Raw genomic sequence first — 26,070 nt, forward strand, 5'->3', positions numbered from 1 at the left:
ATGGAATCCCCACCCCTCGTCCCCGCCTCCCCGACGCATCTGTCGCGCTTGGGCTGGCTGGACGCGTTGCGCGGCATCGCCGCACTCGTCGTGGTGTTCGACCACTCGTCGTACACCTTCATGCCGGAACTCCGGCGGGAGCTGATGCCGGAGTTCAACACCAGCCGCTACGGCATCATGGTGTTCTTTCTGGTGAGCGGCTACATCATCCCCGCGTCGCTGGAGCGCCGGGGCTGTGTCCGGACGTTCTGGGCCGGACGGATCTTCCGCGTGTATCCGCTGTGGGCGGCTGTCGTGGGCGCGCTTCTCGCCCTCGGCTTCACAGGCATCGTGGAGCTGCGTGACTTCGGCGGGCAGGGTGCCGTCACCGTGGCGGTCGCCCACGCCACGATGCTTCAGGAGTTGCTGGGGACACCCAGTCTCCTGCTCGTCCTGTGGACGCTCTCGTACGAGATGTCCTTCTACCTGCTGGTCGTCGCCCTGTTCACGGTCCGGCTGCACCAGCGGTCGGCGGCGGTGTCCGTCGTCCTGGCCGGGCTCGCCGCCATGAGCGTGGCGGCAGGGGCCGTGCTGCCGGTCTCCGCTCTGTCCGGCCTGGTGGGCACCGGACCGCTGATCGCGTTCGCCTCGATCGCCATGGTGGTCGCCATCGGCTGCGCGAGCGCCGGGTCATCCGGGCTCCGGGTGTTCGGGGGTGTGCTGGGCGGGGGCCTGGCGCTCGTCCTGGTCCTGTTCAACGGCACGGTCCCGCTGTGGGAGGGCCTGGTGATTCTCGCCGTGATGTTCCTCGGCACCGCCGTCCACCGTGCCGAGAACGGTCAGAGCACCTGGCGCGACGCGGCTGTCGCTGTCGTCTTGGTGGTCGCCTGTGCCGTGGGGAGTGCGTACGGGTTCGGCGACGGTGACCATTTCACGCGACGCGGCTGGATCGTCGCGTTCCTGCTGGCCGTGCTCACCTTCGGCGCGGGACTGTGGTCGCGCCGCCGACGCGTACCCCGGGTGCTGACGGCCTTGGGAACGATCAGCTACTCGGTCTATCTGGTGCATCCGGTACTGCTGGCGGTGATCGACAGCACGATGGGCCGACGGCGGCAGGACAGTCTCGCGCTGGAAGTGGCGTTCTTCGCCGTGCTGCTGCCTCTGTGCCTGCTGACCCACCGTTACGTCGAAGTGCCCGGCCGGACCTGGGGCCGTGGGTGGGCACGCCGTCTGCGGTCACGCGACGAGCGTCAGCGGCACCCCGCCTCGCAGGCCGGAGCGTGAGCCGCGCTGCCGGAATCGATCGCCGCCGCGACGCCTGCCTCGGACGCGGCCGGCTTGCGGATCAGGAGCAGGGCCGCGTCGTCGTGCAGCCGGCCTCCGACATGGGCCAGCAGTTCGTCGTGGAGTGCGCCGAGGGTGTGGGCCGGCTCGTGGGAGACATGGCGCTCCAGTCCTTCGGCGAGCGGATAGAAGGCCCGGCCGTGGTCGCGGGCCTCGGTGACACCGTCGGTGTAGAGCAGCAGCTGGTCGCCGTCGGCGAACGGGAGCTCCTGGAGGCCGGGCGCGTGGCCGGCCAGGGCGCGCAGCCCGAGGGGCGGGGACGGCAGGTCGGGCTCGACCGGGGTGACGCTCCCCGAGGCGCTCACCAGCAGCGGAGGCGTGTGCCCGCAGTTCACCACCTCCAGATGACCGCCCGGCGGGTATCCGGCGACCACGGCGGTGACGAAGTCGTCGTGGCCGAGATTGCGCGTCAGGCTGCGCTCGATCCTCTCGACCACGGCGAGCAGGTCGGGCTCGTCATGGGCGGCCTCGCGGAAGACGCCCAGCACCAGCGCGGCCGTCCCCACGGCGGGCAGCCCCTTGCCGCGCACATCGCCGACGATCAGCCGCACCCCGTGCCGGGTGGGTATCAGCGCGTAGAGGTCCCCGCCGATGCGGGCCTCGGCCGCCGCGGCGCTGTAGCGGACGGCCACCTGGAAGGGACCGACGTTCGCCGGTACGGGCCTGAGCAGCGCGTGCTGGGCGGTCTCCGCGACCGAGCGGACGGCCGCGAGCACCCGTTCGCGGCGCCCGCGCAGGACACTGGCCAGGCCGCTGGCGAGCGTGACGGCCATCAGGGCCGACAGCACCGCGGCCAGTTCACGGCTCGGAACGCCGTCCCGGACCCCGAGCAGCGCGCCGAGCACCGCGGCGAGGAGGCCCACGCAGACGACACCTCGCGGCCCGTTGGTGGTGGCCGCGAGGGCGGGCCCGGCGGCGAGCAGGGGCAGCCAGATCATCCCCGCGCCGCCGTCGGCGAGGTCGGCGAGCAGGACGGCTGTGACGACCAGTACGGGCAGGACGGGCAGGACGGGCAGACCGGCGGCCAGCTGCGCGAGGGCGCGCCTGCGGGCCGAATCCCCGGCACCGGCCACTCGGCTTCTGGACGGCCCGGCAGGCCGGTGGTCGGCACCAAGGTCACGCTCATGGCTCATGTCGGTATCCGGGTCCCTCACCTGTGCGTGGGGCGCGAATCCGAGAAGCGCACCCCTGAAATGTCTGTTTCATCCAGATAAAGGGGTGACCTGGGGCACCGGCAAGGAGCGGATTTTCAGATAGTGAGCGAGAGGCTCCGGGTCACCCGGCTCGCGGTCGGGAGCAGCCGCTCCCGGACCTCCTTCAGCCGGGAGAAGCGGTTCACCGGCAGGGAGACACCGAGGGATCCGAGCGTGTCCCCGCTGTAGACGGGGACGGCGACGCAGACCGTGCCGAGGGCGTACTCCTCGAGGTCCGTGACGGCCGGGGCCATGGGCTCGGCCTCCAGTCGCCGGAGCAGTTCCGGCAGGCTGGTGATCGTCCGCGGGGTGAGGTCGGCGAGCTGGTGACGGGAGAGGTAGTCCTTGCGGGCCTCCTCGTCCAGTTCCCGCAGCACGGTCTTGCCCAGGGCGGTCGCGTGGCCCGCGTCCTCGAAGCCCACCCAGAGATCGACGCGGGGCGTTCCGGGGCCGTCGACGATCTCGGCGACCCGGATCTCGCCGTCCTCGTAGAAGGTGAGGTAGGCGGCGGACGCGAGTTCGTCCCGGAGCGCGCCGAGCGTGGGGCGGACCCGGCTGAGCAGTGCCTGAGCCCGGCCGGTGGTCTTCAGTGTCTGCAGCTTGTCGCCGAGGACGAATCCGCCGTCGTCCAGCTTCCGCACATATCCGTCGTGGACGAGTGTCCGCAGCAGGTGATAGGCGGTGGCCAGGGGCAGGCCCGTCTCGCGTGCCAGTTGCTTCGCCGGCGCGCCGTTCTCGTGCGCGCTGACCGCTTCCAGTAGGCGCATGGCCCGCTGGACGGACGTGATCAGCGTAGGGCCGACTTGCTCAGCCATAGGACCAGCGTGCGTCAGCCGCACGGAGGGGGCAAGGCGGCCGGTCATCCGGCTCGAACCGCCCTCGACCCCGGAGCCGCCGTTGCGTTTGTGACGACTTCTTCACAGCCCGAATCAGCTCGAAGGGGTTGGCTTGAAACCGCCTGCTCGCTATCGTTCACGGACTTCACTCAATCGTTCACTGAACGAATAGCGACAGGGAAGGTCGGTTCATGTCCGGCACGCACTCCCCAGGGCGCCGCTCGGTGCTCGCCGCCGGCAGCGCCTGTGCGGCCTCGCTCGGCGCGTCCTGGCTGCTGTCCGGCTGCTCGGGCGCCACCGCCGCACCCGTCCTGCCGGCCGCCGCCCAGCGCGGCGCGCCCGACCGTGGCGGGACCCTGCGCATCGCCCGTCCGCCCGCCTCCGACGCCGAGACCCTCGACCCGGCGAGCTCCCTGTCCGCCTACGAGTACCTGGGCGCCCTCTACAACCGGCTGGTCCGCATCGGCGCGGACGGCGAGCCCGCTCCCGATCTCGCCGAGTCCTGGGAGCCGGACAGCACGGCGCGCACCTGGACCTTCCGGCTCCGCAAGGGCGTCACGTTCCACAACGGCCGGGCCTTCACCTCCGCCGACGCCGCCTACACACTGCGGCACATACTCGACAAGGCGACGGCGTCCCCGCAGGCCGGTGTCCTCGCCCCGCTCGTCGACCCCGGGCGGCTGCGCACACCCGACGCCCACACCCTCGTGGTGCCGCTGAAGGCCCCGAACGCCGAGTTCCCGAGCCTGCTCACGCACTACAACTGCTACGTCGTCCCCGAGGGCAGCGGGAAGTCCATCGGCCGCACCGGCATCGGCACCGGCCCGTTCCGGCTGGAGTCCTTCGCACCGGCGGGCCCCGGCCGTGTCACCGCGTACCAGGACCACTGGGCGGGCCGCCCCGTGCTCGACGCGATCGCCTTCTACTCGGTCGCGGACATGTCGGCCCGCTCGAACGCCCTGCTCGCCGGGCAGGTCGACCTGCTGTCCCAGACCAACCTGGACTTCGCCACCGCCCGCGTCGTGGCCGCCTCCGACCGCGCCACCATCGCCCGGGTGAAGAACGGCCAGTGGTACGTGCTGCCGATGCTCACCACCGACAAGCCCTTCACCGACGTCCGGGTCCGGCGGGCCATGAAGCTCGCCTACGATCCCGAGCACGTCGTGAAGGCCGCACTGCAGGGCGCGGGCAAGGCCGGCTGGGACAACCCGGTCCCCCCGGACGACCCGGCGCACCTCTCCGCGCACCCCGAGCACGATCCGGAGCAGGCACGGTTCCTGCTGAAGAAGGCGGGCCACGAGAACCTGGCCGTCGACCTGTACACCTCCGCGTACGACCCCCTCTTCACGCCCATGGCGCTCGCCTACCAGGAGTCGGCGAAGCGGGCGGGCGTCCGGATCCGGGTCAAGACGGCGTCGGCGGACTCGTACTACACACAGATCTGGATGAAGCAGCCGCTGATGGCCACCTACTGGTACACCGGCCGGCCCGTCGACCAGCTCTTCAACCAGGTCTTCCGCAGCGGCTCCTCGTACAACGAGACCGCCTGGTCCGACAAGGGCTTCGACGCCCTGCTCGACCGGGCGCGTGCCGAGACCGACGACGCGAGGCGCCGTGACCTCTACGGCGAGGCGCAGACCTGGGTGATCGACAAGGGCGGTGCGATCACCCCGATGTTCGCCGACCGGCTCGTGGGCATCTCGCGCAAGGTGCGCGGCTACGCCGAGCACGGCTTCGAGTTCGACTATCTCGGCATCGGCCTGAAGGGGGCCTGACCATGCTCTCCTTCGTCGCCCGCCGGATCGCCGCCGCGCTCGGCACGCTCCTGCTCTCCTCGCTGCTGGTCTTCCTCGCCGTCCAGGCCCTGCCCGGGGACGTCGCCACCCAGGTCCTCGGCAAGGACGCGACCCCGCAGGCGGTGGCCGAGCTGCGCGGTAGCCTCGGCCTGGACCGGCCCGCCTTCGAACGCTACGGCGACTGGATGTGGGGCGCCCTGCACGGCGACTTCGGCACGTCCCTGGTCTCCGGTACGGGGGTCGGTGGTGAAGTCACCCAGTATCTGGGCAACTCCATGCTCATCGCCGCCCTCACGATCCTGTTCGCGGTGACCGGCTCGCTGCTGCTGGGCATCCTCGCCGGGCTCTATCGCGACCGCTGGCCCGACCACCTCATCTCGACGGTCAGTCTCGTCGGCATGAGCGTCCCCGAGTTCGTCGTGGCCACGGTCCTCGTGCTGTGCTTCTCGGTCGCGCTGCCCTGGTTCCCCGCGGTCGTCCTCTACGGCCCCGACGCGACGGTCGGCCAGCTCCTGCCCGCCGTGTGGCTCCCGGCGCTCGCCCTCGCGGTGGTGATGGCCGCCTACATCGTGCGGATGGCCCGCACCTCGGTGATCGACGTGATGGCGAGCGAGTACGTCACCACCGCCCGCCTCAAGGGCCTGTCCACGTGGCGGGTCGTCACCCGGCACGCCCTGCCCAGTGCCCTGTTGCCCGTCCTGCACGTGATCGCGCTCAACGTGGCCTGGCTGCTGGGCGGCGTCGCCGTCGTCGAGAACGTCTTCAACTACCCGGGCATCGGCAAGCTGATGCTCTCCTCGGTGCAGAACCGGGACCTGCCCGTCATCCAGGCCATCGCCCTGATCAGCGCCGTCGTCTACGTCGTGTGCAACCTCGCCGCCGACCTCGGCGCCATGGCCCTGAATCCCAGGCTCCGCACCCGAGGGAGGACCCGATGACCACGCTCGACACCGTCCGGGCCGACGCCCCGGCCTCGCGCGCCGCACGAGCGTGGCGCACCCTGCGCTCCTCGCGCGCGGCCGTCGTGGGGCTCGCGATCGTCGCCGTCCATGTCGTGATCGCCCTGCTGGCCCCGCTGCTCACCTCCTACGACCCGATCGCGGGCGACGCCTCGCAGGCCCTGCTCGGTCCGGGCGCGGACCACTGGGCGGGCACCGACCAGTACGGCCGCGACGTCCTCGCGCGCGTCCTGTACGGCGGCCGGTACGCGCTCGGGGTGTCCGTCGCCGCCACCGTCGTGAGCGTCGCCCTCGGCACGGTCATCGGCTGCGCGACCGCCCTGCGCGGCGGCTGGTTCGACGACCTGATCGGGCGGGTGCTGGACGCCGTACTGGCCGTTCCGGCGGTGCTGGCGCTGCTCGTGGTCGTGACCGCGCTGGGCACCAGACCGGCCGTCATCGTCCTCGCCGTCGCGGTCGTCTTCGTCCCGCAGGTGGTGCGGGTGGTGCGCGGGGCCGCCCTGGCGGTGGTGCCCGCCGACTACGTGACCGCCGCCCGGGCCCGCGGGGAGGGCACCTGGTCGATCCTGCGCCGGGAGGTCCTGCCGAACATCGTCGACGTGGTGTGCGTCGAGTTCGCGATGCGCGCCTCCTGGGTCGTGCTGCTGATCTCCTCGCTGTCCTTCCTGGGCTTCGGCGCCGACCCGCCGACTCCCGACTGGGGACTGATGGTCGCCGAGAACCGCACCGCCGTCACCGTCGTGCCGATGGCGAGCGTCGCGCCGATCATCGCCCTGGCCACGCTCGTGATCGGACTCAATCTCGCGGCCGACGGCCTCTCCAAGGCCTGGGGCGTCGACCGGATCAGGGAGGGCCTGTGATGACCCCGCTCGTCTCCGTCGACTCCCTGTCCGTGGCGTACCGCTCCGGCGGCCGTCGGATACCCGTGGTGCACGAGGTGTCCGTCGAGGCCGCCGCGGGCCGGACGCTCGCGCTGGTCGGGGAGTCCGGCAGCGGCAAGTCGACCCTCGCCGCGGCCCTGCTCGGGCATCTGCGGCACGGCTCCCAGGTCACCGGCGGCTCGGTGACGGTGGACGGCCGGGACGTCTTCGCCCTGTCCGCGCCCGAGCTGCGGCGGCTGCGCGGCCGGACGGTCGCCATGGTCGCCCAGAACGCGGGCCAGGCGCTGACCCCCTCGATGCGCGTCGGCCGGCAGATAGCGGAGGCCGGCGGCGACATCCCCGTCATCGACCTGCTCGACCAGGTCCGGCTGCCGCGCCCCGCCGAGCTGGCCCGCCGCTATCCGCACGAGCTGTCCGGCGGCCAGCAGCAGCGTGTCGCCCTCGCCATGGCCATCGCCGCCCGCCCCAAGGTGCTGGTCCTCGACGAGCCGACGACCGGCCTGGACGTCGTCACCCAGCGGGGTGTGCTGGACCTGATCGCCGCCCTGCGCGACGAACTGGGCCTGGCGGCCGTGCTGGTGAGCCATGATCTGGGCGTCGTCGCGCACCTGGCCGACGAGGTGTGTGTGCTGAAGTCGGGCCGGGTGGTGGAGTCGGCGCCCACCCGGCAGTTGTTCGCGTCGCCCCGGGAGCCGTACACGAAGCGGCTGCTGGCGAGCGTGCCACGGCTGGACGACGCCGGTCTGGCTCTCGTACGGGAGTCGGGCGAGCGCGAGATCCGCCCGCGGGCCCTGGTGCCCGAGGACGCGCCGGTCGCCGTATCGGCCCGTGACGTCACCGTCGACTACGGCAGCTCCCGTGCCGTGGACGGGGTCTCCTTCGAGGTCCGGCGCGGTGAGGTCCTGGCCCTGGTCGGCGAGTCGGGCAGTGGCAAGTCCACGCTGGCCTGGACCCTCGCGGGGCTGCGCACCCCGTCCGGCGGCGCCATGACCCACGAGTCGGGCGATCTGACCCGGCCCGCGCAGCGGCGGCCGATGTCCCTGCGGCGGCGGGTGCAGCTGGTCTTCCAGAACGCCGACACCTCGCTCAACCCGCGGCGCTCGGTGGGCGACGCCGTCCGGCGTCCACTGCGGTTCTTCGGCACGGCCGGCGGCCGGGCGGAGTCGGCCGAGCGCGCCCGCCGGCTCATCGCCGACGTACGTCTGGACCCGGCCTTCGCCGACCGGCTGCCCGCCCAGCTCTCGGGCGGCCAGCGGCAGCGCATCGGCATCGCACGGGCGCTGGCGGGCGAGCCGGACGTCCTCATCGCCGACGAGATCACCACCGCGCTGGACGTCTCCGTCCAAGCGGATGTGCTGCACCTGGTGGACGACCTGCGCCGGGAACGCGACCTGGCCTGTCTGTTCATCAGCCATGACCTGGCCGTGGTCCGGGGCATCGCGGACCGTGTCGTCGTCCTGCGGGGCGGTGTCGTGGTCGAGGAGGGCCCGACGGAGGCAGTCTTCTCGGATCCCCGGCATCCCTACACGCGCCAGCTGATGGCGGCCGCCCTCGAACCCGACCCGGACGCACGACCACCGGTGGAGGCGGCCCCGGACTGGGCCGACGCCGCCCAGGAGGGCGAGATGTGGACCGACCACGGCGACGGCCACCGCGTGCGCCGCTGGCGGCCCGCCGGCACCCCCGACGACAACCCGACCGCTCCCGTCACAGAAGGAGTTTCGTGAAGTACCGCGACCGGTTCGAACGCCAGGTCGTCCGCGAGGACGTGTGGATCCCCACCCGGGACGGCGAAACCCGCCTGCACGCCCGGATCTGGCGCCCGGCCGACGCCGAGTCGGACCCCGTCCCCGCGCTGCTCGAGTACCTGCCGTACCGCAAGAGCGACTGGACCGCCCCGCGCGACGCCCAGCGCCACCCCTGGTACGCCGGTCACGGCTACGCCTCCGTCCGGGTCGACGTCCGCGGCCACGGCGACAGCGAGGGCACGCCCGGCGACGAGTACGACGCCCAGGAACTCGCGGACGGCGTGGACGTCGTCCACTGGCTCGCCGCACAGCCGTGGTGCACCGGCAAGGTCGGCATGTTCGGCATCTCCTGGGGCGGTTTCAACTCGCTCCAGATCGCCGCCCTCGCCCCCGAGCCGCTCAAGGCGGTCGTGACGGTGTGCTCCACCGACGACCGCTACGACAACGACGTGCACTACACGGGCGGTGCCGTCCTCGGCATCGACATGCTCGCGTGGGCCGGGACCATGCTCGCCTTCGCCGCACGCCCACCGGACCCGGCGAACGTCGGCGCGGAACGCTGGCTGCCGATGTGGCGCGAGCGCCTGGACGCCCTCGAACCCTCCCTGCACACCTGGCTGGAGCACCAGCAGCGGGACGACTACTGGCGGCACGGCAGCGTCTGCGAGGACTACACGGCGATCGACGCGGCCGTCCTCGCGGTCGGCGGCTGGAACGACCCGTACCGGGACACCGTGCTGCGGCTCGTGGAGCACCTCCCCGGCGATCAGGTGCGGGGCATCGTCGGCCCTTGGTCGCATCAGTACCCCGACCGGGGACTGCCGCCCGGCCCGGCCATCGGGTTCCTCCAGGAGACGCTGCGCTGGTGGGACCAGCACCTCAAGGGCGTCGACACGGGCGTCATGGCGGAGCCGCTGCTGCGCGCCTGGCTCAACGACCCCGTACCGCCCTCCCCGTCGCACGAGGAGATGCCCGGCCGCTGGGTGACCGACGCCGAGTGGCCGAGCCCCGACGTCAGCTGGGACGCCCGTCCGCTCGGCGAGAGCCGCGACCCGGTCCTCGTGCGCTCTCCGCTGCACACCGGCCTGGACGCGGGCCGCTTCTTCCCGTTCGGCAACGCCGCCGACCTGCCTCCCGACCAGCGCGAGGAGGACGGGCGGTCCGTCTGCTTCGACTCCGCGCCCCTGGACCGGCGCGTGGAGATCCTCGGCCGTCCGCGTGTCCGGCTCCGCCTCGACAGCGACACCCCACGGGCCCATGTCATCGCCCGTGTGTGCGACGTCGCTCCCGACGGCTCGTCCACGCTCGTCACCCGGGGCGTGCTCAACCTGCTCAGCAGGAAGGGCCGTGAACACGCCGTCGAGTGGACTCCGGGGACGTACGAGGACGTCGATTTCGACCTCAACGGCATCGGCTACGCCTTCCCGCCCGGCCACCGCGTCCGGGTCGCCGTCTCCGACGCGTACTGGCCCTGGGTGTGGCCGCACGGCGAACGCGGGGCGCTGCACGTCGTCCCGGCCGACAGCGCGGTCCTGCTGCCGGTGCGCGAGGCCGCCGACGAGGCCTCCGTCCGCTTCGAGGAACCGGAGCAGGCAGTACCGATGCCGGTCACCTACGACACGCCCGCCGACCCCCGCCCCGAGCGACTGGTCACGCACGACGTCGCCAAGGGCGAGTGGACCCTGGACGTCGACCCCGGGTACGGCGGGTCACGGACGTACCCGGACGGGCTGCGCTACGAGGAGAGCGCCCGCGAGACATACACCATCCGCACCGATGACCCGCTGTCGGCGCGAGCCGTCTCCGAGTGGCGCATCCGGCTGCGGCGCGGCGACGACTGGGACGCTGAGATCATGGCCCGGACGGAGCTGCGCGCCACGGCCGCGGAGTTCATCATGGACAGCCGTATCGAGGCACGGGGGAACGGAGAGACAGTGGCCGAGCGCGCATGGCACCGCACCACCCCGAGGACGTCGGGATGACGGCCGCCGAGCAGCCTCGGCAGGGCGGGAAGAGCCCGCGCCGTGCCGTCGCCGCCCGGGACCGGACCCGGCAGCCCACCGAGGTGCGACGGCGTCTCATCGTCGACGCGGCCGTCCCGCTGATCGCGGAGCGCGGCTACAAGTCGGTCGGCGTACGCGACGTGGCGGCCGCGGCCGGGGTGTCCGTCGGCACGGTCACCTACCACTTCGACAGCGTGCAGGAGGTCCTCTCCGAGGCCATGGTGCTGCACATCGAGCAGTACTACGCGGCGCTCAGCGAGGCCGCCGAGCACGCCACCAGCGGGGCCGAGGCACTCAGGCTGCTCGTCGACGCGCTGTTCACGGAGGACACCGACCGGCACTGGCGGATGTGGTTCGACTTCTGGCACGCGGGCGAGCAGAGCACGGACGAGACCTTCGCCCGGGGGCAGGCCGACCGGTACACGGCCTGGCACCGGCAGATCCGCGCCCTGGCCGAACGGGGCGTCGTAGACGGCGAGTTCACCGGCGACGACCTCGACGGCTTCACGGCCCGCTTCGCCGCCCTCGCCGACGGCCTCGCCCTGCAGCGCCTGCGCCAGGCACCTCCCCTGACCACGCAGGAGGCACGGCACCACCTCAACCGGTTCATCGAACGGGAGCTTGTTCCCCGGCCCGGTACGTGACCTCGTCGAAGTCTGCGGGGTGCCCGCCCCCGGCGAGGTCCCAGGCCCACAGTCCGACGAACGCGCCGGTGAAGCCGAGTGCGCGGATCTGGCCGTCCTCGATGTGCTCGGCGTGCTCGTCGGACAGGACCGTCGCGTCCAGGACGGGACCGAAGGCCTCCCAGCCCCGGCCGGTGTCGTACCGGAAGCGCAGCCCGGCCCCGTCGAAGTCGAGGCCGAGCCGCAGTCGCGTGGTCTCGCCGAGCGGCGCCTCACCTGCTTCGTCGACGCTGAGCACGCCCCGGTCGCAGCTCGCGACGCGCAGGACGGTCTGATCCGCGTCGTCCACGGTGACGTAGAGGTAGTACCAGTTGCGGGTGTTGTAGTACGCGGTGATCCCGGCCAAGTGCTGGAAGGTCCGGGGCCGGTACTCCATCGTCGCCTCGAACGAACACCGCGCCTCGGTCACACGTCTGGCCACCAGGCTGGGTTCGACCAGGCTCTGCGGTGACCGGCCGCCCCGGAGCCGCAGGTGGGACGGGCGTTCGGTGAGGGAGACCCAGTCGGGGGTCGGAGGTCGGCGCAGTGTCGACCACTGGGGGCTCAGGGCCGGGCCGTCGAATCCGTCGGTGTCGTCCTCGTCCGCGCGGTCCCGCCCGAGTTCCGCCTGGTCCCTCCCGAAGTCCGCCTGGTCCCTCCCGGAGGGCGTGCTGCCGACCGGCACCTCCAGGGCCGGCAGGCCGGTCTCGACGCGCGGCCAGCCGTCGGAGGTCCAGGTCACGGGCGCCAGGGCCGTCTCCCGGCCCAGGACGCACGGTCCGCGCCGCCCGAGGGGCCGGGCCACGAGGTAGGCCAGGTACCAGTCGCCGTCCCCGGTCTCCACCAGGCTGCCGTGCCCGGCCTTCTGCAGCGGCAGGTCGGGATGGTCGCGGGCGGTGAGGAGCGGGCCGTCGGGGTCGCGTGTGTAGGCGCCCGTCAGGGTGCGCGAGCGGGAGACGGTGACCTGGTGGTCGTAGCCGGTGCCGCCGTCCGCGGTGAGCAGGTAGTACCAGTCGCCACGGCGGTAGAGGTTCGGGCCTTCGATCCAGCCGGCCTGCGGCGGCAGCTCAATCCGCTCGGGGTCGCCGACGAGGCGGCGTACGGCACGGTCGTAGCGCCGGGCCTCAAGGCCCGCCGAGCCGCCGTGGCCGGGGCGCCAGTCGTGGACCAGGTTCAGCAGCCGGCTGTCGGAGCCGTCGTGGAAGAGGGAGGCGTCGAAGCCCCGGGCGTGCAGCGGTACCGGATCCGACCAGGGGCCCTCGATGGAAGGGGCGGTGATCAGGTAGTTGGGGCAGTCGGTGAACCCGCCGACGTAGGTGGAGACGTTGCTGTAGACGAGGTGGAACAGGCCGTCGGTGTGGGTGAGGCTGGGCGCCCACACACCGCCCGAGTCCGGGCAGCCGGTCAGGTCGAGCAGGCGGGTGTCGTCGAGGGCGCCGCCGAGGGGGCGCCAGTGCACCAGGTCCGTGGAGTGGTGCAGGCGTACACCCGGGTACCACTCGAAGGTCGACGTGGCCAGGTAGAAGTCCGGCCCCACCCGCAGGATCGACGGGTCCGGGTGGGAACCGGGGAGCACGGGGTTGCGGATGACGCCTGCCGGCCGGTCTCGCATGCGATGTCCCCTCGTGACGCCCGCTCCGGCGTGCGCCGGGTGATCACCGCAGGACCGTAATGTCGAATACGTTCGCGAGCAACATCCACCTGAAAGGTTTTCCAACTCAAGTCGCTCACAACACTCTTGACACTTCATCAGCTCCCTCCTACGTTGCGAAAACCTTTTAGGTCGTTTCCGTGCTCTGCAGGTCCGGACAGGGAGCTCCGATGAGAAGACCGCAGATCCTCCTGGCCGCACTGGTACTCGCCGTCTGCTGCGTCGTCCCCACCACCCCGGCCGCGGCGGCGCAGACCATTGGTTTCCCCAGTTTCAGCGGCCCCGCGATCCCGGCCCCGCCCGTCGCCCACACGTCGGGCGACATGATGCGGGCGATCTACGACGCGGAGAGTTCGGGGACCGACTTCTGGATGGACCGTCTGCTCGCCCGCTCGGGCAACGATCCGGCCGGTCCCTGGCTGATGAGCCGGGGACGCGCGCTGTTCATGAAGGAGCACGACCCGGCCCGGCTCGGCTTCGGCGGCAAGGTCGCCTACTGGGAGAACATCAACGGCAACAACGCCTACACCGTCGCCGTGACCCCGGGGACCTTCACGGAACAGGTCGGGCAGCGCCGGCAGACGCCCAGCCACTGGAAGAGCGTGCACACCAGCGGCTCGGTCACGGTCGACCAGACGAAGTTCATCACGGACAACAACGTGGCTGTGACCAACCTGTCGATCAAGAACAACGGCTCGTCGGCCACCACGCTCCAGTTGCGGGCGGCATCGCCCTACGCCACCTCTGGCAGCGGCAGCGAGCTGACCGGGCAGGTCAACGCCTACAACAACCTCACGACGCTGCGCCCCCGGCTGACCGGTGACGGGTTCGCCGTGTCCGGCGGCGGACTCAACCGGTCCGTGACGGTCGCGGCCGGTGCCACGGTGACCGCGAAGGTCGTGATGGGTTTCGTCACCGACGAGATCCCCGAGTCGAGGAGCGAGTACGACGCCTACGCGGGCTACTCGGCCGCGACCGCGTTCGCCACCCACGTCAGGGCCTACAACCGGTGGTGGGCGCAGAACGTGCCGTACATCGACGTGCCCGAGCCCGCGATCAAGAAGAACATCTACTACCGCTGGTGGCTGATGCGCTTCAACCACCTGGACGCCGACATCCCCGGGCAGACCTTCCAGTTCCCGACCTCGACCGAGGGCGTCCTCGGCTACAACAACGCCATCGCGCTCACCCAGCCGATGCACATCGACGACCTGAAGTACCTGCGCGACCCGTCGTACGCCTACGGGGACTGGCTGAGCGTCGGCCAGACCTCCAAGGGCGGCCGCTTCCTGGACAACCCGGGGGATCCGGAGAACTGGTCCAACAGCTACACCCAGTACATCGCCGAGGCGGCGTGGAAGAGCTACCAGATCCACGGCGGCCAGCCGGGCATCGCCGCGAACCTGGCCCGCTACGCGGAGGGCGACGTCAAGGGCCAGCTCGCGCACTACGACCGCGACAACAACAAGCTCATCGAGTACGACTGGGGCGCCCTGACCGGCAACGACGCCGACGCCGTCTCCTTCCACTGGAAGCCCGGGAACATGGACCGCGCCGAGTCCGCCTACCAGTACAGCGGCGCCCTCGCCGCCGCGCAGGCCTACGAGGCGACCGGCAACACGGCCAAGGCGAGCGAGATGCGCACGCTGGCGAACCAGATCAAGGACGCCATCGTCAACGTCCTGTGGAACCCCAGCCGGCAGCTCTTCGAGCACCGGCTGAAGTCGACCAACGAGTGGGTGCCCTGGAAGGAGATCAACAACTACTACCCGTTCTCGGTCGGCGCCGTGCCCGACACGGCGACGTACAAGCAGGCCCTGCGGCTGTTCGACGACCCGGCGCAGTACCCGGTCTTCCCGTTCTACACGGCCAACCAGGTCGACAAGAAGGCGGCGGCCGAGGCCGGGGAGCCGGGCTCCAACAACTTCTCCACCATCAACTCCACCGTCCAGTTCCGGCTGTACTCCTCAGTGCTGCGCAACTACTCCAACTCCTGGATGAACGCCACCGACTACAAGAAGCTCCTGTACTGGAACACCTGGGCGCAGTACGTCGGCGGCAACACGCAATGGCCGGACGCGAACGAGTTCTGGGCCGACTGGAACGGCAGCTCCGTCAACTACCGCTCCTGGATTCACCACAACATCCTGGGCAGCAGCAACTGGACGGTGATCGAGGACGTGGCGGGGCTGCGGCCGCGCAGCGACGCGAAGGTGGAGCTCTCCCCCATCGACATCGGCTGGTCCCACTTCACGGTCAACAACCTGCGCTACCGGGGCGCCGACCTGTCCGTCGTCTGGGACGACCCGGCCGACGGCGTGGTGCGCTACCCCGGCATCCCGGAGGGCTACTCGATCTACGTCAACGGCACCCGGGCCGCCACCGTCGGCTCCCTGGTGCCCTTCACCTGGGACCCGGCCACCGGTGAGGTCACCACGAAGGGCACGGTCACCCACCGCACGGCCGTCTCCGGGCTGAAGGCCCCCAACCAGGTGGTGCAGGACAGTCCCCGCATGGTCGACATGCTCGCCAAGGCCGGTGTCGACCTGAGCGGCGACCCGGCCAACCTCGCCTCCGGGGCGACCGCGTCCGCCTCCCACACCGGGTCGGGCAGCGCCGTCCCGGGCGCGGTCGACGGGCTCCCCACCAACGAGCCGTTCTGGGGCGCGGGCGGTTCCTCCAACAGCCAGGACTGGTACGAGCTGAACTTCGGTACCGCCCGGACGCTCAACGAGGTGCGTCTGTACTTCAAGGACAGCCGCCCCGCCAGTACGACCTACCGGGCGCCGTCCTCGTACACGATCCAGTACCACAACGGCACTTCCTGGGTGGACGCCGGCGGCCAGACCAAGAGCCCGGCCGCGCCCCGCGCCAACTACAACCTGGTGCGGTTCCCGGCGATCAGCGCCCAGCGCGTCCGGGTCCTGGCGACCAACGCCTCCGGGGCGAAGACGGGCCTCACCGAGATCAAGGTCCACAACCGGGGCGGCGCCCAGCCACCCGCCAATCTGGCGACGTCGGCCACCGCGTCCGCCTCGTACACCTCCTCCTGGGAGAGCGTCACCGCGATCAACGACGGGGTCGACCCGCCCTCGTCCAACGACACCGTCAATCCGCGCTGGGGCACCTGGCCGGAGACCGGGCAGCAGTGGGCCGAGCTGACCTGGCCGTCGGCGAAGAGCGTCGACCGGGCCGAGGTGTACTTCTTCGACGACGACCAGGGCATCGACATGCCCGCCTCGTGGAAGCTCCAGTACTGGAACGGCAGCGCCTACGTCGACGTGCCCGGCGCGAGTGGCTACCCGGTCGCGAAGAACCAGTACAACGCGGTCACGTTCACCGCGACGAACACCACGCGGCTGCGTGTGCAGCTCACCGGCAGCGGCACCAACTCCGTCGGCCTCCTCGAAGCGAAGGTGTACGGCCCGTGACTCGTCTCAGATGTCTGTCCGCGCTCATCGGCGTCCTCACCATGATGGTCGCCTTCCTGGCGGCACCCCAGCCCGCTGCCGCCGCCGTCGCCTTCACGTCGACGGGGGTGAACCAGAACGGCGGCAACTGCCTGGATCTGCCGGGTGGTTCGTCGACGAACGGGACGCAGTTGCGCGCCTTCTCGTGCGGTTCGGGCGCCAACCAGAGTTTCCGCTTCGCGCCCGTCTCCGGCTCGGGTGACACGTACACGATCACCACGCAGTCCGGGCAGTGCGTCGACGTCTCCGGCGCGTCCACCGCGGACAACGCCACGGTCATCCAGTGGCCCTGCCACGGCGCCGCCAACCAGCAGTGGCAGCTGGTGCCGGTGAGCGGCACCGACAAGGCCTTCAACCTGGTCTCCACGGCCTCGGGCAAGTGCGTGACGCCGAGCGGTGGTTCGCCGGCGTCGAACACCGGCCTGGTGCAGCTGCCGTGCTCCGCCGCGAACGGCCGGGTGTGGCGCCTGACCGGCTTCACCGGCGGCGGCACCGGCCCGGACACCTTCACCAACCCGATCGCCCAGCGCGGTCCCGACCCCTGGCTGACCTACCACGACGGCTACTACTACCTCGCCACGACGACCTGGAACTCGACGGTCACCATGCGCAAGTCCCGCACGCTGGGAGGCCTGGCCACGGCCGCCGAACAGGTGGTCTTCAATCTGACCCGGCCCAACGGGGCGGGCACGATGTGGGCCCCGGAGTTCCATCTGCTCGACGGCCCGAACGGCAAGCGGTGGTACTTCTACTACACGGCCGGGCGGGAGCCGTTCGACCTGGGCACCCAGCGGATCCATGTCCTGGAGAGCGCCGGCCAGGACCCGATGGGCCCCTACACCTTTAAGGCGGACCTGCTCGACCCGTCCCAGGACAACACCTGGGAGCTGGACCCGGGCATCCTCCAGCTGAACGGCAAGCTGTATCTGCTCGGCACCTTCTACAACGGCTCGCAGCCGATGTTCATCCGGCCGCTGTCCAACCCGTGGACCGCGAGCGGCACACGCCGGATCCTCTCCACCCCCACGTACGGCTGGGAGACGGTGGGCGGCGCGGTCAACGAGGGCGCCGAGGTCCTGCAGCGCAACGGGAAGACCTTCATCGTCTACTCCGCCAGCCACTGCTCCACGCCCGACTACAAGCTGGGCATGCTCACGTACAACGGCGGCGACCCGCTCAGCTCCTCCTCCTGGGTCAAGTCACCGAACCCGGTCTTCCAGCGGTCCAACGCCAACGGGGTGTACGGCCCCGGCCACAACGGCTTCTTCAAGTCGCCGGACGGCACGGAGGACTGGATGGTGTACCACGCCAACAGTTCCGCGGGCGGCGGCTGCGACATGAACCGCTCCACGAGGGCGCAGAAATTCACCTGGAACGCCGACGGGACACCGAACTTCGGCACCCCGGTCGGCCTGGGGGTTCCGCTGACCGCTCCGTCGGGAGAGTAGCCCGGAAGCGGGCGAGGGGCGCGAAACGCCGCAGTGGTACTTCTCGGCCCTCGTCCGACCGGCGAGCATCCCATGCTATGGACATCTTGCTCGTCGCCAGCGCGTTCAACAGCCTGTCCCAGCGTGTGTACGCGGAACTGTCGGATGAGGGGCACCGGGTCGACGTCGTCCTCGCCTCGCACGGCGCCGACGCGGTCCGGGCCGCCGTACAGGAGGTGCGCCCGGACCTGGTCGTCGCCCCGATGCTGAAGACGGCCCTGCCGGAGGACGTGTGGCAGCAGCACACCTGCCTGATCGTGCACCCGGGGCCACCGGGTGACCGGGGCCCGTCGTCGCTGGACTGGGCGATCGCCGAGGGTGCGTCCGAGTGGGGCGTGACGGTGCTTCAGGCCGAGGCGGCGATGGACGCGGGCGACGTGTGGGCGGACGAGTCCTTCCCCGTGCCGCCGGCCGGCAAGAGCAGCGTGTACCGCAACGAGGTCGCCGACGCCGCGACCGCCGCGGTCCTCCAGGCCGTGCGGCGCTACGCCGACGGCTCGTACAAACCGCGCCCGCAGAGCGAGCCCGGGATCCAGGTGGTGTGGCGGGACTTCTTCCGCCAGGAACGGCGGCGGATCGACTGGGAACGCGACACCACCCGGACGGTGCTGCGCAAGCTCCGCGGGGCCGACTCGCAGCCCGGCGTCCGGGACGAGATCTGCGGCCGGGAGGTGTTCCTGCACGGCGGGCACCCCGAGGACCGGCTGCGGGGCGAGCCCGGGGAGCTGCTCGCGACCCGGTCCGGCGCGGTCTGCCGGGCCACCCGGGACGGCGCGGTGTGGATCCCGGAGCTGCGCCCCCGCAAGAGCTCCGGCGACCCGGCGCCCTTCCGCCGCCCGGCGGCCTCCGTCCTGGCCGGCTTCCCGGCCCCGCCCGGATCCCACGGCATGCCGACCTCGAGCGAGCGCCCGCACTGGCTGCCCGAGATCGCCGCGCCACTCGAACTGCCCCCGGACCGCACCACCTGGACCGACATCCGCTACCGGCAGCACGGTGCGGTCGGCTTCGTGACCTTCTCGTTCCCCGGCGGGGCGATGAGCACCACCCACTGCCGCAGGCTGCTGGCCGCCTACCGGTACGCGCTCAGCCGCCCCACCTCGGTGCTGGTGCTCGGCGGCGCCCGCGACTTCTTCTCCAACGGCATCCACCTCAACGTCATCGAGGCGTCGAGCGACCCGGCAGGCGAGTCCTGGTCCAACCTCAACGCCATGAACGACCTGGTCGAGGCCGTGCTGCGCACCACCGACCGGCTGGTGGTCGCGGCGCTCGGCGGCAACGCGGCGGCCGGCGGCGTCATGCTCGCCCTGGCCGCGGACGAGGTCTGGTGCCGCACGGGCGGCGTCCTCAACCCGCACTACCGCACCATGGGCCTGTACGGCTCGGAGTACTGGACGTACTCGCTGCCGCGCCGCGTGGGAGCCGAGACGGCCGAGCGGCTGACGAGCGAGGCGCTGCCGGTGAGCGCGGCGACGGCCGCACGGATCGGGCTGGTGGACCGTCTGGTGGCAAGCCCGGCACGGGAGTTCACGACCGAGGTCGAGCGACTGGCCGCCGCGGTCGCCGACGACCCGGACCTCCCGCGCCGGATCACCGCCAAGACCACGGCACGACACGCGGACGAGCTCCAGCGCCCCCTCGCCGAATACCGGCGGACCGAACTCGCCCGCATGCGCACGATCTTCTTCGACCGTCAGGCCCCGTACCACGCGCTGCGGTCCGCCTTCGTCCGCAAGCTCCCGACCGGCTCCCCGAGGCCCCTGGGAGGTGCGCGATGAGTGCGCGGCTGCTCGTCGCCGGTGTCGGCAACATCTTCCTCGCGGACGACGCCTTCGGTCCCGAGGTGATCCGCGCCCTGGACCGGAACCCGCTGCCGCCCGAGGTGCGGGTGCGGGACTTCGGCATCCGCGGGATGGATCTGGCGTACGAGCTGCTCGACGGCTACGACACGGCCGTCCTGGTCGACGCGGCGGTACGGGGACACGCGCCGGGCACCCTGTCGCTGGTCGAGCCGGACCTGCCCGACGGCGCCACCGCGGGCGCCCCGCCCGAGGCGCACGGCATGGACCCGGCGAAGGTCCTCGCCCTGGCCGCCCAGCTGGGCGACGAGCCATTGCCGCGCGTCCTCGTCCTCGCCTGCGAGCCCGAGCTGCGGGCACCCGCCGACGAGGACATCGCGCCGGGCATCAGCGCGACGGTGCGCGAGGCGGTCGGACGGGCCGTCACGGCGCTGCACACGATGGTCCCGGAGCTGCTCGCCGACCCGGCTGCCACGCCCCCGTTGAGCCGCCCGGACGAATCCGCCGCCCTGTCGTCGGCCGGGCTGCCGGGCACGGTGAGCGGAGGCGCGGAGGATCGGTAGCGGACTGATTTCCCTACCGACGTCCCTACCGACCGCGAGGAGCGGCTCCATGTGCGATTCCGTGGACGAGGTCACCCAGGCCGTCCTGGCGAAGAACGACTCCCTGGCCGCGGGGCTGCGCGAGGAGCTGGCCCGGCGGGGCGTGAGCGTGGTCAACCTGCTGTCCAGCCCGGGCAGCGGCAAGACGGAACTGCTCGGGCGGGTGCTGGCCAGGGCGGTGGAGCGGGGCCTTCCGGTGGCCGCGCTCACCGCCGACCTGGCCACCGAGAACGACGCCCACCGGCTCGCCCGCTCGGGAGCCCCGGTGAAGCAGCTGCTGACGGACGGGCTGTGCCATCTGGAGGCCCGGCAGCTGCGCGGCCATGTGGAGAGCTGGCTGCCCGAGGACACCTCGCTGCTGTTCGTCGAGAACGTCGGCAACCTCGTCTGCCCGGCCTCCTACGACCTCGGCGAGAGCCTGCGGATCGTGCTCATGGCGGTGACGGAGGGCGAGGACAAGCCGCTGAAGTACCCCACGGCCTTCGGGTCCGCCCATCTGGTGGTGCTCACCAAGGTCGATCTGGCCGGGCCCGCCGGGTTCGACCAGGCCGCCTTCGCCGCCAATGTCCAGCGGGTCAACCCCGGGGTGGAGCTCCTGTTCTCCTGCGCCCGGACCGACGACGGTGTCGACACCCTCCTGGAGAGGGTGCTCGCCGTACGGGACGGGGCCCCTGTCCACCGGCCTCCTCTGGCGCCCCGGCCGCATTCCCACTCGCACGCACACTCCCACTCTCACGAGAGCACCGAAGCCGGTCTCGTCTCGTGACGGCGCCCGCCGCTCAGGCGGTGCGGCGTCGCGTCACCGTGCGCGGCACGGTGCAGGGCGTGGGGTTCCGTCCCTTCGTGCACCGCCTGGCCACCGACCTCGCGCTCGCCGGGTTCGTGAGCAACACGGCGAGCGGTGTCCTCATCGAGGTGGAGGGACCGCCGGAGGGCGTCGCCGACTTCTGCGACCGGCTGGCCCAGGAACCGCCGCCGCTGGCCACGGTCACCGGCGTCGGGTTCGAGGACCTGCCCGTCAGCGGCGCCGACGACACCTTCAGCATCCGTTCCACCGACCGCTCCCCCGGCCGCACCCTCCTCCCGCCCGACACGGCGACCTGCCCCGACTGTCTGCGGGACCTGGCCGATCCGGCCGACCGCCGCCACCGGCACCCGTTCGTCACATGCACCCACTGCGGGCCCCGCTTCACCATCGCCACGGGCATGCCGTACGACCGGGCGGTCACGACCATGGCCGGTTTCCCGATGTGTGCCGACTGTGCCCGGGAGTACGGCGATCCCGGCGACCGGCGCTTCCACGCCCAGCCCGTGGCCTGCCCCGGCTGCGGCCCCCGGCTGCGTCTGGTGCCCGCCGCGGGGAGCGATGTGCGCCCGGCGCGGGACGCCGACGCCCTGGCCGGGGCGCGGGCGCTGCTGGCCGCCGGGGGAATCGTCGCCGTGAAGGGCCTCGGCGGCTACCACCTGGCCTGTGACGCCACCGACGCACGGGCCGTGGAGACGTTGCGCACCCGCAAGGCGCGCGGCGGCAAACCGTTCGCCGTGATGTGCGCGGACCTCGACGCCGTACGGCGGATCGCCGACCCCTCCACGGCTGAACTGGCCGCCCTCACCAGCGCCCGGCGCCCCATCGTCCTGTTGCGGCGGCGAGCGGAGCGGGCGGGCCTCGCGCCGGGCGTCTGTCCCGGCAGCCCGCACCTCGGCGTCCTGCTGCCCTACACGCCCGTGCACACCCTGCTGTTCGGTCTGCCCGGCGATCCGCCGGGCCCGCGCGTGCTGGTCATGACGAGCGGCAACCGTTCCGGCGAACCGATCGTCACGGACGACGACGAGGCCTTGACCCGGCTGGCCGGTCTGGCCGATGCCTGGCTCGCCCATGACCGGCCCATCTCCTCGCCCTGCGACGACTCGCTGCTGCGGGTACGCGCCGACGGCACCGAGCAGGTGCTGCGCCGGTCCCGGGGGTACGTGCCCCGCCCGCTGCGGCTGCCGGTCCCGGTACGCCCGACGCTCGCCGTGGGCGGGGATCTGAAGAACGCCCTGTGCCTCGGCGAGGGCGACCACGCCTGGTTCGGCCCGCACATCGGGGACATGGGCGATCTGACCACTCTGGAGGCGGCCCGGCGGGCCGAGGCGCACATGCGGTCGCTGACCGGCGTCACCCCCGAACTCGTCGCCGCCGACCGGCATCCCGGATACCACTCCACGCGGTGGGCCCGTCGGCGAGCCCACCGGCTGGCGCCCGTCTTCGTCCAGCACCATCACGCGCACATCGCCTCGGCGATGGCCCAGCACGGCCTCGACGGCACCGCACCCGTGATCGGCGTCGCCTTCGACGGCACCGGCTACGGCGACGACGGGACCGTCTGGGGCGGCGAGATCCTGCTCGCCGACTACACCGGCTACCGGCGCTTCGCCCGTCTGGCCCCCGCTCCGCTGCCCGGCGGGGACGCGGGCGTGGCCAACCCGTGCCGCCTGGCCCTGGCCCGGCTGTGGGCGGCGGGCCTGGCGTGGGACGCGGATCTGCCCAGTGTGACCGCCTGCGCCGCCGATGAACTGGCTGTTTTGCAAAGGCAGTTGACTCGTGCGATGGCCTGCGTGGCGACCTCCAGCATGGGCCGGCTCTTCGACGCCGTGTCGTCCCTGGTGGGCGTGTGCCATCGCGCGGGGTACGAGGCCCAGGCCGCCCTGGAGCTGGAGGCCGCCGCCGCTTCGGCCTGGGGCGAGGGCACCTCGGCGTACGACTTCGGGTTCGCCGCCGGTACGTACGACCCGGCGCCCGTGCTGCACGCGCTCGTCGCGGATCTGCGGCGCGGCACTCCGGCCCCCGTGCTCGCCGCCCGCTTCCACCGTGCGGTGGCGAGGGCCGTAGCGGAGATCTGCCGGCGTGCGCGTCAGGACACCGGCCTGGCCACCGTCGCTCTCAGCGGCGGGGTCTTCGCCAACGCGCTGCTGGAGGAGGAGTGCGCGCGGCTGCTGTCCGAAAACGGCTTCGCGGTGCTTCGTCACGGCGAAGTCCCGCCGAACGACGGCGGGTTGGCCCTCGGCCAGCTGATGGTCGCGGCGCACCTACGACAGGAGGAGTGACCCATGTGTTTGGCAGTGCCCGGCAAGGTCGTGGCCATCGACGACGGCGCGGAACCGCTCACCGGGCTGATCGATTTCGGCGGTGTGCAGAAGAAGGCGTGCCTGGAGTACGTGTCCGATGTGCGGGTGGGTGAGTACGTCATCGTCCATGTCGGTTTCGCACTCCAGCGTCTGGACGAGGAGTCGGCTCTCGCCTCACTGAAGCTCTTCGAGGAACTGGGGCTGCTGGAGGAGGAGTTCGGGGACGCCTGGGAGCAGGCGGCGAAGGAGGCGGGAACGGCGTGAAGTACATCGACGAGTTCAACGACCCCGAGCTGGCCCGGCGCCTGCTGGACGAGATCCGCGCCACCGCCACCCGGCCGTGGGCCCTGATGGAGGTGTGCGGGGGGCAGACCCACTCGATCATCCGGCACGGCATCGACCAGTTGCTGCCCGAGCAGGTGGAGCTGATCCACGGCCCCGGCTGCCCCGTCTGTGTCACTCCGCTGGACGTCATCGACAAGGCGCTGGAGATCGCCTCGCGGCCCGGCGTGATCTTCTGCTCCTTCGGCGACATGCTCCGTGTGCCGGGCACCGACCGCGACCTGTTCCGGGTCAAGGGCGAGGGGGGCGACGTACGGGTCGTCTACTCGCCGCTCGACGCCCTGGAGCTGGCCCGCCGCCACCCGGACCGGGAGGTGGTGTTCTTCGCGATCGGCTTCGAGACCACGGCCCCGGCCAACGCCATGGCCGTGCACCAGGCGAGGCGCCTGGGGCTGACCAACTTCAGCCTTCTGGTGTCGCATGTGCGGGTGCCCCCGGCGGTCGAGGCGATCATGACGGCGCCCGCCTGCCGGGTGCAGGGCTTCCTGGCCGCCGGGCACGTGTGCAGCGTGATGGGCATGGCGGAGTACCCGGAGCTGGCCGAGCGGTTCCGGGTGCCGATGGTGGTGACCGGCTTCGAGCCGCTGGACATCCTGGAGGGCATCCGCCTGGCGGTCCGGCAGCTGGAGCGCGGTGAGCACCGGGTGGAGAACGCCTACCCGCGTGCCGTGCGCGAGGAGGGCAATCCGGCCGCGGTGCGCATGATCGAGGAGGTGTTCGAGGTCACCGACCGGAACTGGCGTGGCATCGGGCCGATCCCGCTGAGCGGCTGGCGGCTGACCGACGCCTTCCGCTCGTACGACGCCGAGCACCGCTTCGACGTCACCGGCATCCGCACCGAGGAGCCCGCCGAGTGCCGCAGCGGCGAGGTGCTCCAGGGGCTGATCAAGCCCACCGAGTGCGAGGCGTTCGGCACCACCTGCACCCCGCGCACCCCGCTCGGCGCCACCATGGTCTCCAGCGAGGGCGCCTGCGCGGCCTACTACCTGTACCGCCGGATGAACGCCGCGACACCGCAGGCCGATCTGGCCGCGCGGGAGGAGATGAACCCCGTTGCCTGAACAACTCGCCGACACCGTCGACCCGGCGAACTGGACCTGCCCCGCTCCCCTGCGCGACCAGCCGGTCGTGGTGATGGGGCACGGCGGCGGAGGCGCGCTGTCGGCGGAGCTGATGGAGCAGGTCTTCGTTCCCGCCTACGGCAATGCCACCCTGGCCGCTCTGGCCGACTCCGCCGTCCTCGAACTGGGCGGCGCGCGGCTGGCGTTCTCCACCGACTCGTACGTGGTCAGGCCGCTGTTCTTCCCCGGCGGCAGCCTGGGTGACCTCGCGGTCAACGGCACGGTCAACGATCTCGCGATGAGCGGCGCCAGACCGGCCTACCTCTCCTCCGCGTTCGTCCTGGAGGAGGGCGTGGAGCTGAGCGTCGTCGGAGGGATCGCGCGCGCCATGGGTGCGGCGGCGAAGGCGGCCGGGGTCACGATCGCCACGGGTGACACCAAGGTCGTCGAGTCCGGGCACGGCGACGGGGTGTATGTCACCACCGCCGGTGTGGGGCTCGTGCCCGACGGCGTGGACATCCGGCCTCAGCGCGCGCGGCCGGGTGACGCCGTGATCGTCAGCGGGCCGATCGGTCTGCACGGGGTGGCGATCATGAGTGTGCGGGAGGGGCTGGAGTTCGGGGTCGAGGTCGCCAGTGACACCGCGCCACTGGCGGATCTGGTGGCGGCGATGCTGGCCGTCACGCCGGACATCCATGTGCTGCGCGACCCCACCCGGGGTGGTCTGGCGGCGTCGCTCAACGAGATCGCCCGCGCTTCCGGGACCGGGGTACGGCTCCAGGAGCGGGCGATTCCGGTGCCGGACGCCGTGGCGAACGCCTGCGGCTTCCTCGGTCTCGATCCCCTGTACGTAGCCAACGAGGGCCGGCTGGTCGCCTTCGTACCCCCGTCGGCGGCGGACGAGGTGCTCGTGGCGATGCGTGCCCATCCGCAGGGTGCCGGGGCCACGCTGATCGGCGAGTGCGTCGCCGATCACCCCGGGATGGTGGTGGTCGCCACCGGTCTGGGCGGGACACGGGTGGTGGATCTGCCGCTGGGCGAGCAGTTGCCGCGCATCTGCTGACCGGGCATGGGGGGGGGGGGGGGGGGGGGGGGGGGGGGGGGGCGTCCGCTCCCTGGGGGGAAGGATGGGATCGAGGTCCATCATCTCCC

19 protein-coding genes are annotated in these 26,070 nt (G+C 71.8%); 16 read left to right on the forward strand and 3 right to left on the reverse strand.

Annotated features, from left to right (window positions below):
• Entirely contained in the window at positions 1–1,263 is a 1,263-nt protein-coding gene (locus ACZ6I3_RS27135; RefSeq protein ID WP_469418093.1) for an acyltransferase family protein, read from the forward strand.
• On the opposite strand, the gene ACZ6I3_RS27140 is transcribed toward ACZ6I3_RS27135, so the two are convergent.
• Both ACZ6I3_RS27140 and ACZ6I3_RS27145 read right to left on the reverse strand, forming a co-directional pair.
• A complete protein-coding gene (locus tag ACZ6I3_RS27140) occupies positions 1,230–2,456 on the reverse strand; it encodes a PP2C family protein-serine/threonine phosphatase (protein ID WP_399015075.1) in 1,227 nt (408 codons plus the stop codon). The two genes, ACZ6I3_RS27135 and ACZ6I3_RS27140, sit on opposite strands and share 34 nt — an antisense overlap.
• 116 nt (positions 2,457–2,572) lie before the next feature.
• Entirely contained in the window at positions 2,573–3,331 is a 759-nt protein-coding gene (locus ACZ6I3_RS27145; protein ID WP_469418096.1) for an IclR family transcriptional regulator, read from the reverse strand.
• Positions 3,332–3,543: 212 nt separating this feature from the next.
• On the opposite strand from ACZ6I3_RS27145, the gene ACZ6I3_RS27150 reads away from it, so the two are divergent.
• From ACZ6I3_RS27150 to ACZ6I3_RS27175, 6 genes are read left to right on the forward strand one after another with little or no spacing between them, the layout of a single operon-like run.
• On the forward strand, positions 3,544–5,127 hold the full coding sequence (locus ACZ6I3_RS27150) for an ABC transporter substrate-binding protein (RefSeq protein ID WP_469418098.1): 1,584 nt from the start codon (positions 3,544–3,546) through the stop codon (positions 5,125–5,127).
• A gap of 2 nt (positions 5,128–5,129) precedes the next feature.
• Positions 5,130–6,086: an ABC transporter permease gene (locus ACZ6I3_RS27155; protein ID WP_382835274.1), complete on the forward strand. Its 957-nt coding sequence runs from the start codon at positions 5,130–5,132 to the stop codon at positions 6,084–6,086.
• The gene (locus tag ACZ6I3_RS27160) at positions 6,083–6,967 is read left to right on the forward strand and encodes an ABC transporter permease (RefSeq protein WP_469418099.1); all 885 of its coding nucleotides are present in this window, start codon (positions 6,083–6,085) and stop codon (positions 6,965–6,967) included. Before ACZ6I3_RS27155 ends, ACZ6I3_RS27160 begins: the two co-directional genes overlap by 4 nt.
• Entirely contained in the window at positions 6,967–8,715 is a 1,749-nt protein-coding gene (locus tag ACZ6I3_RS27165; RefSeq protein WP_469418100.1) for a dipeptide ABC transporter ATP-binding protein, read from the forward strand. The genes ACZ6I3_RS27160 and ACZ6I3_RS27165 overlap by 1 nt, the downstream gene beginning before the upstream one ends.
• Complete coding sequence (locus ACZ6I3_RS27170; protein ID WP_469418102.1) at positions 8,712–10,718, forward strand: CocE/NonD family hydrolase; 2,007 nt, start codon at positions 8,712–8,714, stop codon at positions 10,716–10,718. The genes ACZ6I3_RS27165 and ACZ6I3_RS27170 overlap by 4 nt, the downstream gene beginning before the upstream one ends.
• The gene (locus ACZ6I3_RS27175) at positions 10,685–11,383 is read left to right on the forward strand and encodes a TetR/AcrR family transcriptional regulator (RefSeq protein WP_469418104.1); all 699 of its coding nucleotides are present in this window, start codon (positions 10,685–10,687) and stop codon (positions 11,381–11,383) included. The genes ACZ6I3_RS27170 and ACZ6I3_RS27175 overlap by 34 nt, the downstream gene beginning before the upstream one ends.
• Here the strand turns inward: ACZ6I3_RS27175 and ACZ6I3_RS27180 are convergent.
• Positions 11,346–13,013 carry a glycoside hydrolase family 43 protein gene (locus ACZ6I3_RS27180; protein ID WP_469418106.1) on the reverse strand — a complete coding sequence of 556 codons (1,668 nt, stop codon included), beginning with the start codon at positions 13,011–13,013 and terminating at the stop codon, positions 11,346–11,348. The two genes, ACZ6I3_RS27175 and ACZ6I3_RS27180, sit on opposite strands and share 38 nt — an antisense overlap.
• 209 nt (positions 13,014–13,222) lie before the next feature.
• Between ACZ6I3_RS27180 and ACZ6I3_RS27185 the strand changes: the two genes are divergently transcribed.
• The 9 genes from ACZ6I3_RS27185 (at position 13,223) to hypE (ending at position 25,981) form a co-directional block, all read left to right on the forward strand.
• Positions 13,223–16,483: a discoidin domain-containing protein gene (locus ACZ6I3_RS27185; RefSeq protein WP_469418107.1), complete on the forward strand. Its 3,261-nt coding sequence runs from the start codon at positions 13,223–13,225 to the stop codon at positions 16,481–16,483.
• Positions 16,480–17,970 carry a family 43 glycosylhydrolase gene (locus ACZ6I3_RS27190; RefSeq protein WP_469418108.1) on the forward strand — a complete coding sequence of 497 codons (1,491 nt, stop codon included), beginning with the start codon at positions 16,480–16,482 and terminating at the stop codon, positions 17,968–17,970. Before ACZ6I3_RS27185 ends, ACZ6I3_RS27190 begins: the two co-directional genes overlap by 4 nt.
• 77 nt (positions 17,971–18,047) lie before the next feature.
• The gene (locus ACZ6I3_RS27195; RefSeq protein ID WP_469418109.1) at positions 18,048–19,784 is read left to right on the forward strand and encodes a hydrogenase maturation protein; all 1,737 of its coding nucleotides are present in this window, start codon (positions 18,048–18,050) and stop codon (positions 19,782–19,784) included.
• Positions 19,781–20,368, forward strand: coding sequence for a hydrogenase maturation protease (locus ACZ6I3_RS27200; RefSeq protein ID WP_469418110.1), 588 nt, complete (start codon positions 19,781–19,783; stop codon positions 20,366–20,368). The genes ACZ6I3_RS27195 and ACZ6I3_RS27200 overlap by 4 nt, the downstream gene beginning before the upstream one ends.
• 49 nt (positions 20,369–20,417) lie before the next feature.
• Positions 20,418–21,173, forward strand: coding sequence for a hydrogenase nickel incorporation protein HypB (gene hypB, locus ACZ6I3_RS27205; protein ID WP_469418111.1), 756 nt, complete (start codon positions 20,418–20,420; stop codon positions 21,171–21,173).
• On the forward strand, positions 21,170–23,494 hold the full coding sequence (gene hypF / locus ACZ6I3_RS27210) for a carbamoyltransferase HypF (RefSeq protein ID WP_469418113.1): 2,325 nt from the start codon (positions 21,170–21,172) through the stop codon (positions 23,492–23,494). The genes hypB and hypF overlap by 4 nt, the downstream gene beginning before the upstream one ends.
• A gap of 3 nt (positions 23,495–23,497) precedes the next feature.
• Positions 23,498–23,779: a HypC/HybG/HupF family hydrogenase formation chaperone gene (locus tag ACZ6I3_RS27215; RefSeq protein ID WP_382488250.1), complete on the forward strand. Its 282-nt coding sequence runs from the start codon at positions 23,498–23,500 to the stop codon at positions 23,777–23,779.
• Complete coding sequence (gene hypD, locus ACZ6I3_RS27220; RefSeq protein WP_469418115.1) at positions 23,776–24,918, forward strand: hydrogenase formation protein HypD; 1,143 nt, start codon at positions 23,776–23,778, stop codon at positions 24,916–24,918. Before ACZ6I3_RS27215 ends, hypD begins: the two co-directional genes overlap by 4 nt.
• Positions 24,911–25,981: a hydrogenase expression/formation protein HypE gene (gene hypE, locus ACZ6I3_RS27225; RefSeq protein WP_469418117.1), complete on the forward strand. Its 1,071-nt coding sequence runs from the start codon at positions 24,911–24,913 to the stop codon at positions 25,979–25,981. Before hypD ends, hypE begins: the two co-directional genes overlap by 8 nt.
• Positions 25,982–26,070: the final 89 nt, after the last annotated feature.

It is taken from the genome of Streptomyces sp. NPDC041940 (genome assembly GCF_055589465.1).

Bases quoted from the DNA above. Each gene is read 5' to 3' on its own strand.
- ACZ6I3_RS27180 (WP_469418106.1), bottom strand. From the start codon at position 13,013: ATGCGAGACCGGCCGGCAGGCGTCATCCGCAACCCCGTGCTCCCCGGT.
- ACZ6I3_RS27200 (WP_469418110.1), top strand. From the start codon at position 19,781: ATGAGTGCGCGGCTGCTCGTCGCCGGTGTCGGCAACATCTTCCTCGCG.
- ACZ6I3_RS27160 (WP_469418099.1), top strand. From the start codon at position 6,083: ATGACCACGCTCGACACCGTCCGGGCCGACGCCCCGGCCTCGCGCGCC.
- ACZ6I3_RS27150 (WP_469418098.1), top strand. From the start codon at position 3,544: ATGTCCGGCACGCACTCCCCAGGGCGCCGCTCGGTGCTCGCCGCCGGC.
- ACZ6I3_RS27145 (WP_469418096.1), bottom strand. From the start codon at position 3,331: ATGGCTGAGCAAGTCGGCCCTACGCTGATCACGTCCGTCCAGCGGGCC.
- ACZ6I3_RS27195 (WP_469418109.1), top strand. From the start codon at position 18,048: ATGGACATCTTGCTCGTCGCCAGCGCGTTCAACAGCCTGTCCCAGCGT.
- ACZ6I3_RS27135 (WP_469418093.1), top strand. From the start codon at position 1: ATGGAATCCCCACCCCTCGTCCCCGCCTCCCCGACGCATCTGTCGCGC.
- ACZ6I3_RS27165 (WP_469418100.1), top strand. From the start codon at position 6,967: ATGACCCCGCTCGTCTCCGTCGACTCCCTGTCCGTGGCGTACCGCTCC.
- ACZ6I3_RS27185 (WP_469418107.1), top strand. From the start codon at position 13,223: ATGAGAAGACCGCAGATCCTCCTGGCCGCACTGGTACTCGCCGTCTGC.
- ACZ6I3_RS27215 (WP_382488250.1), top strand. From the start codon at position 23,498: ATGTGTTTGGCAGTGCCCGGCAAGGTCGTGGCCATCGACGACGGCGCG.
- hypB (WP_469418111.1), top strand. From the start codon at position 20,418: ATGTGCGATTCCGTGGACGAGGTCACCCAGGCCGTCCTGGCGAAGAAC.
- ACZ6I3_RS27140 (WP_399015075.1), bottom strand. From the start codon at position 2,456: ATGAGCCATGAGCGTGACCTTGGTGCCGACCACCGGCCTGCCGGGCCG.
- ACZ6I3_RS27175 (WP_469418104.1), top strand. From the start codon at position 10,685: ATGGCACCGCACCACCCCGAGGACGTCGGGATGACGGCCGCCGAGCAG.
- ACZ6I3_RS27155 (WP_382835274.1), top strand. From the start codon at position 5,130: ATGCTCTCCTTCGTCGCCCGCCGGATCGCCGCCGCGCTCGGCACGCTC.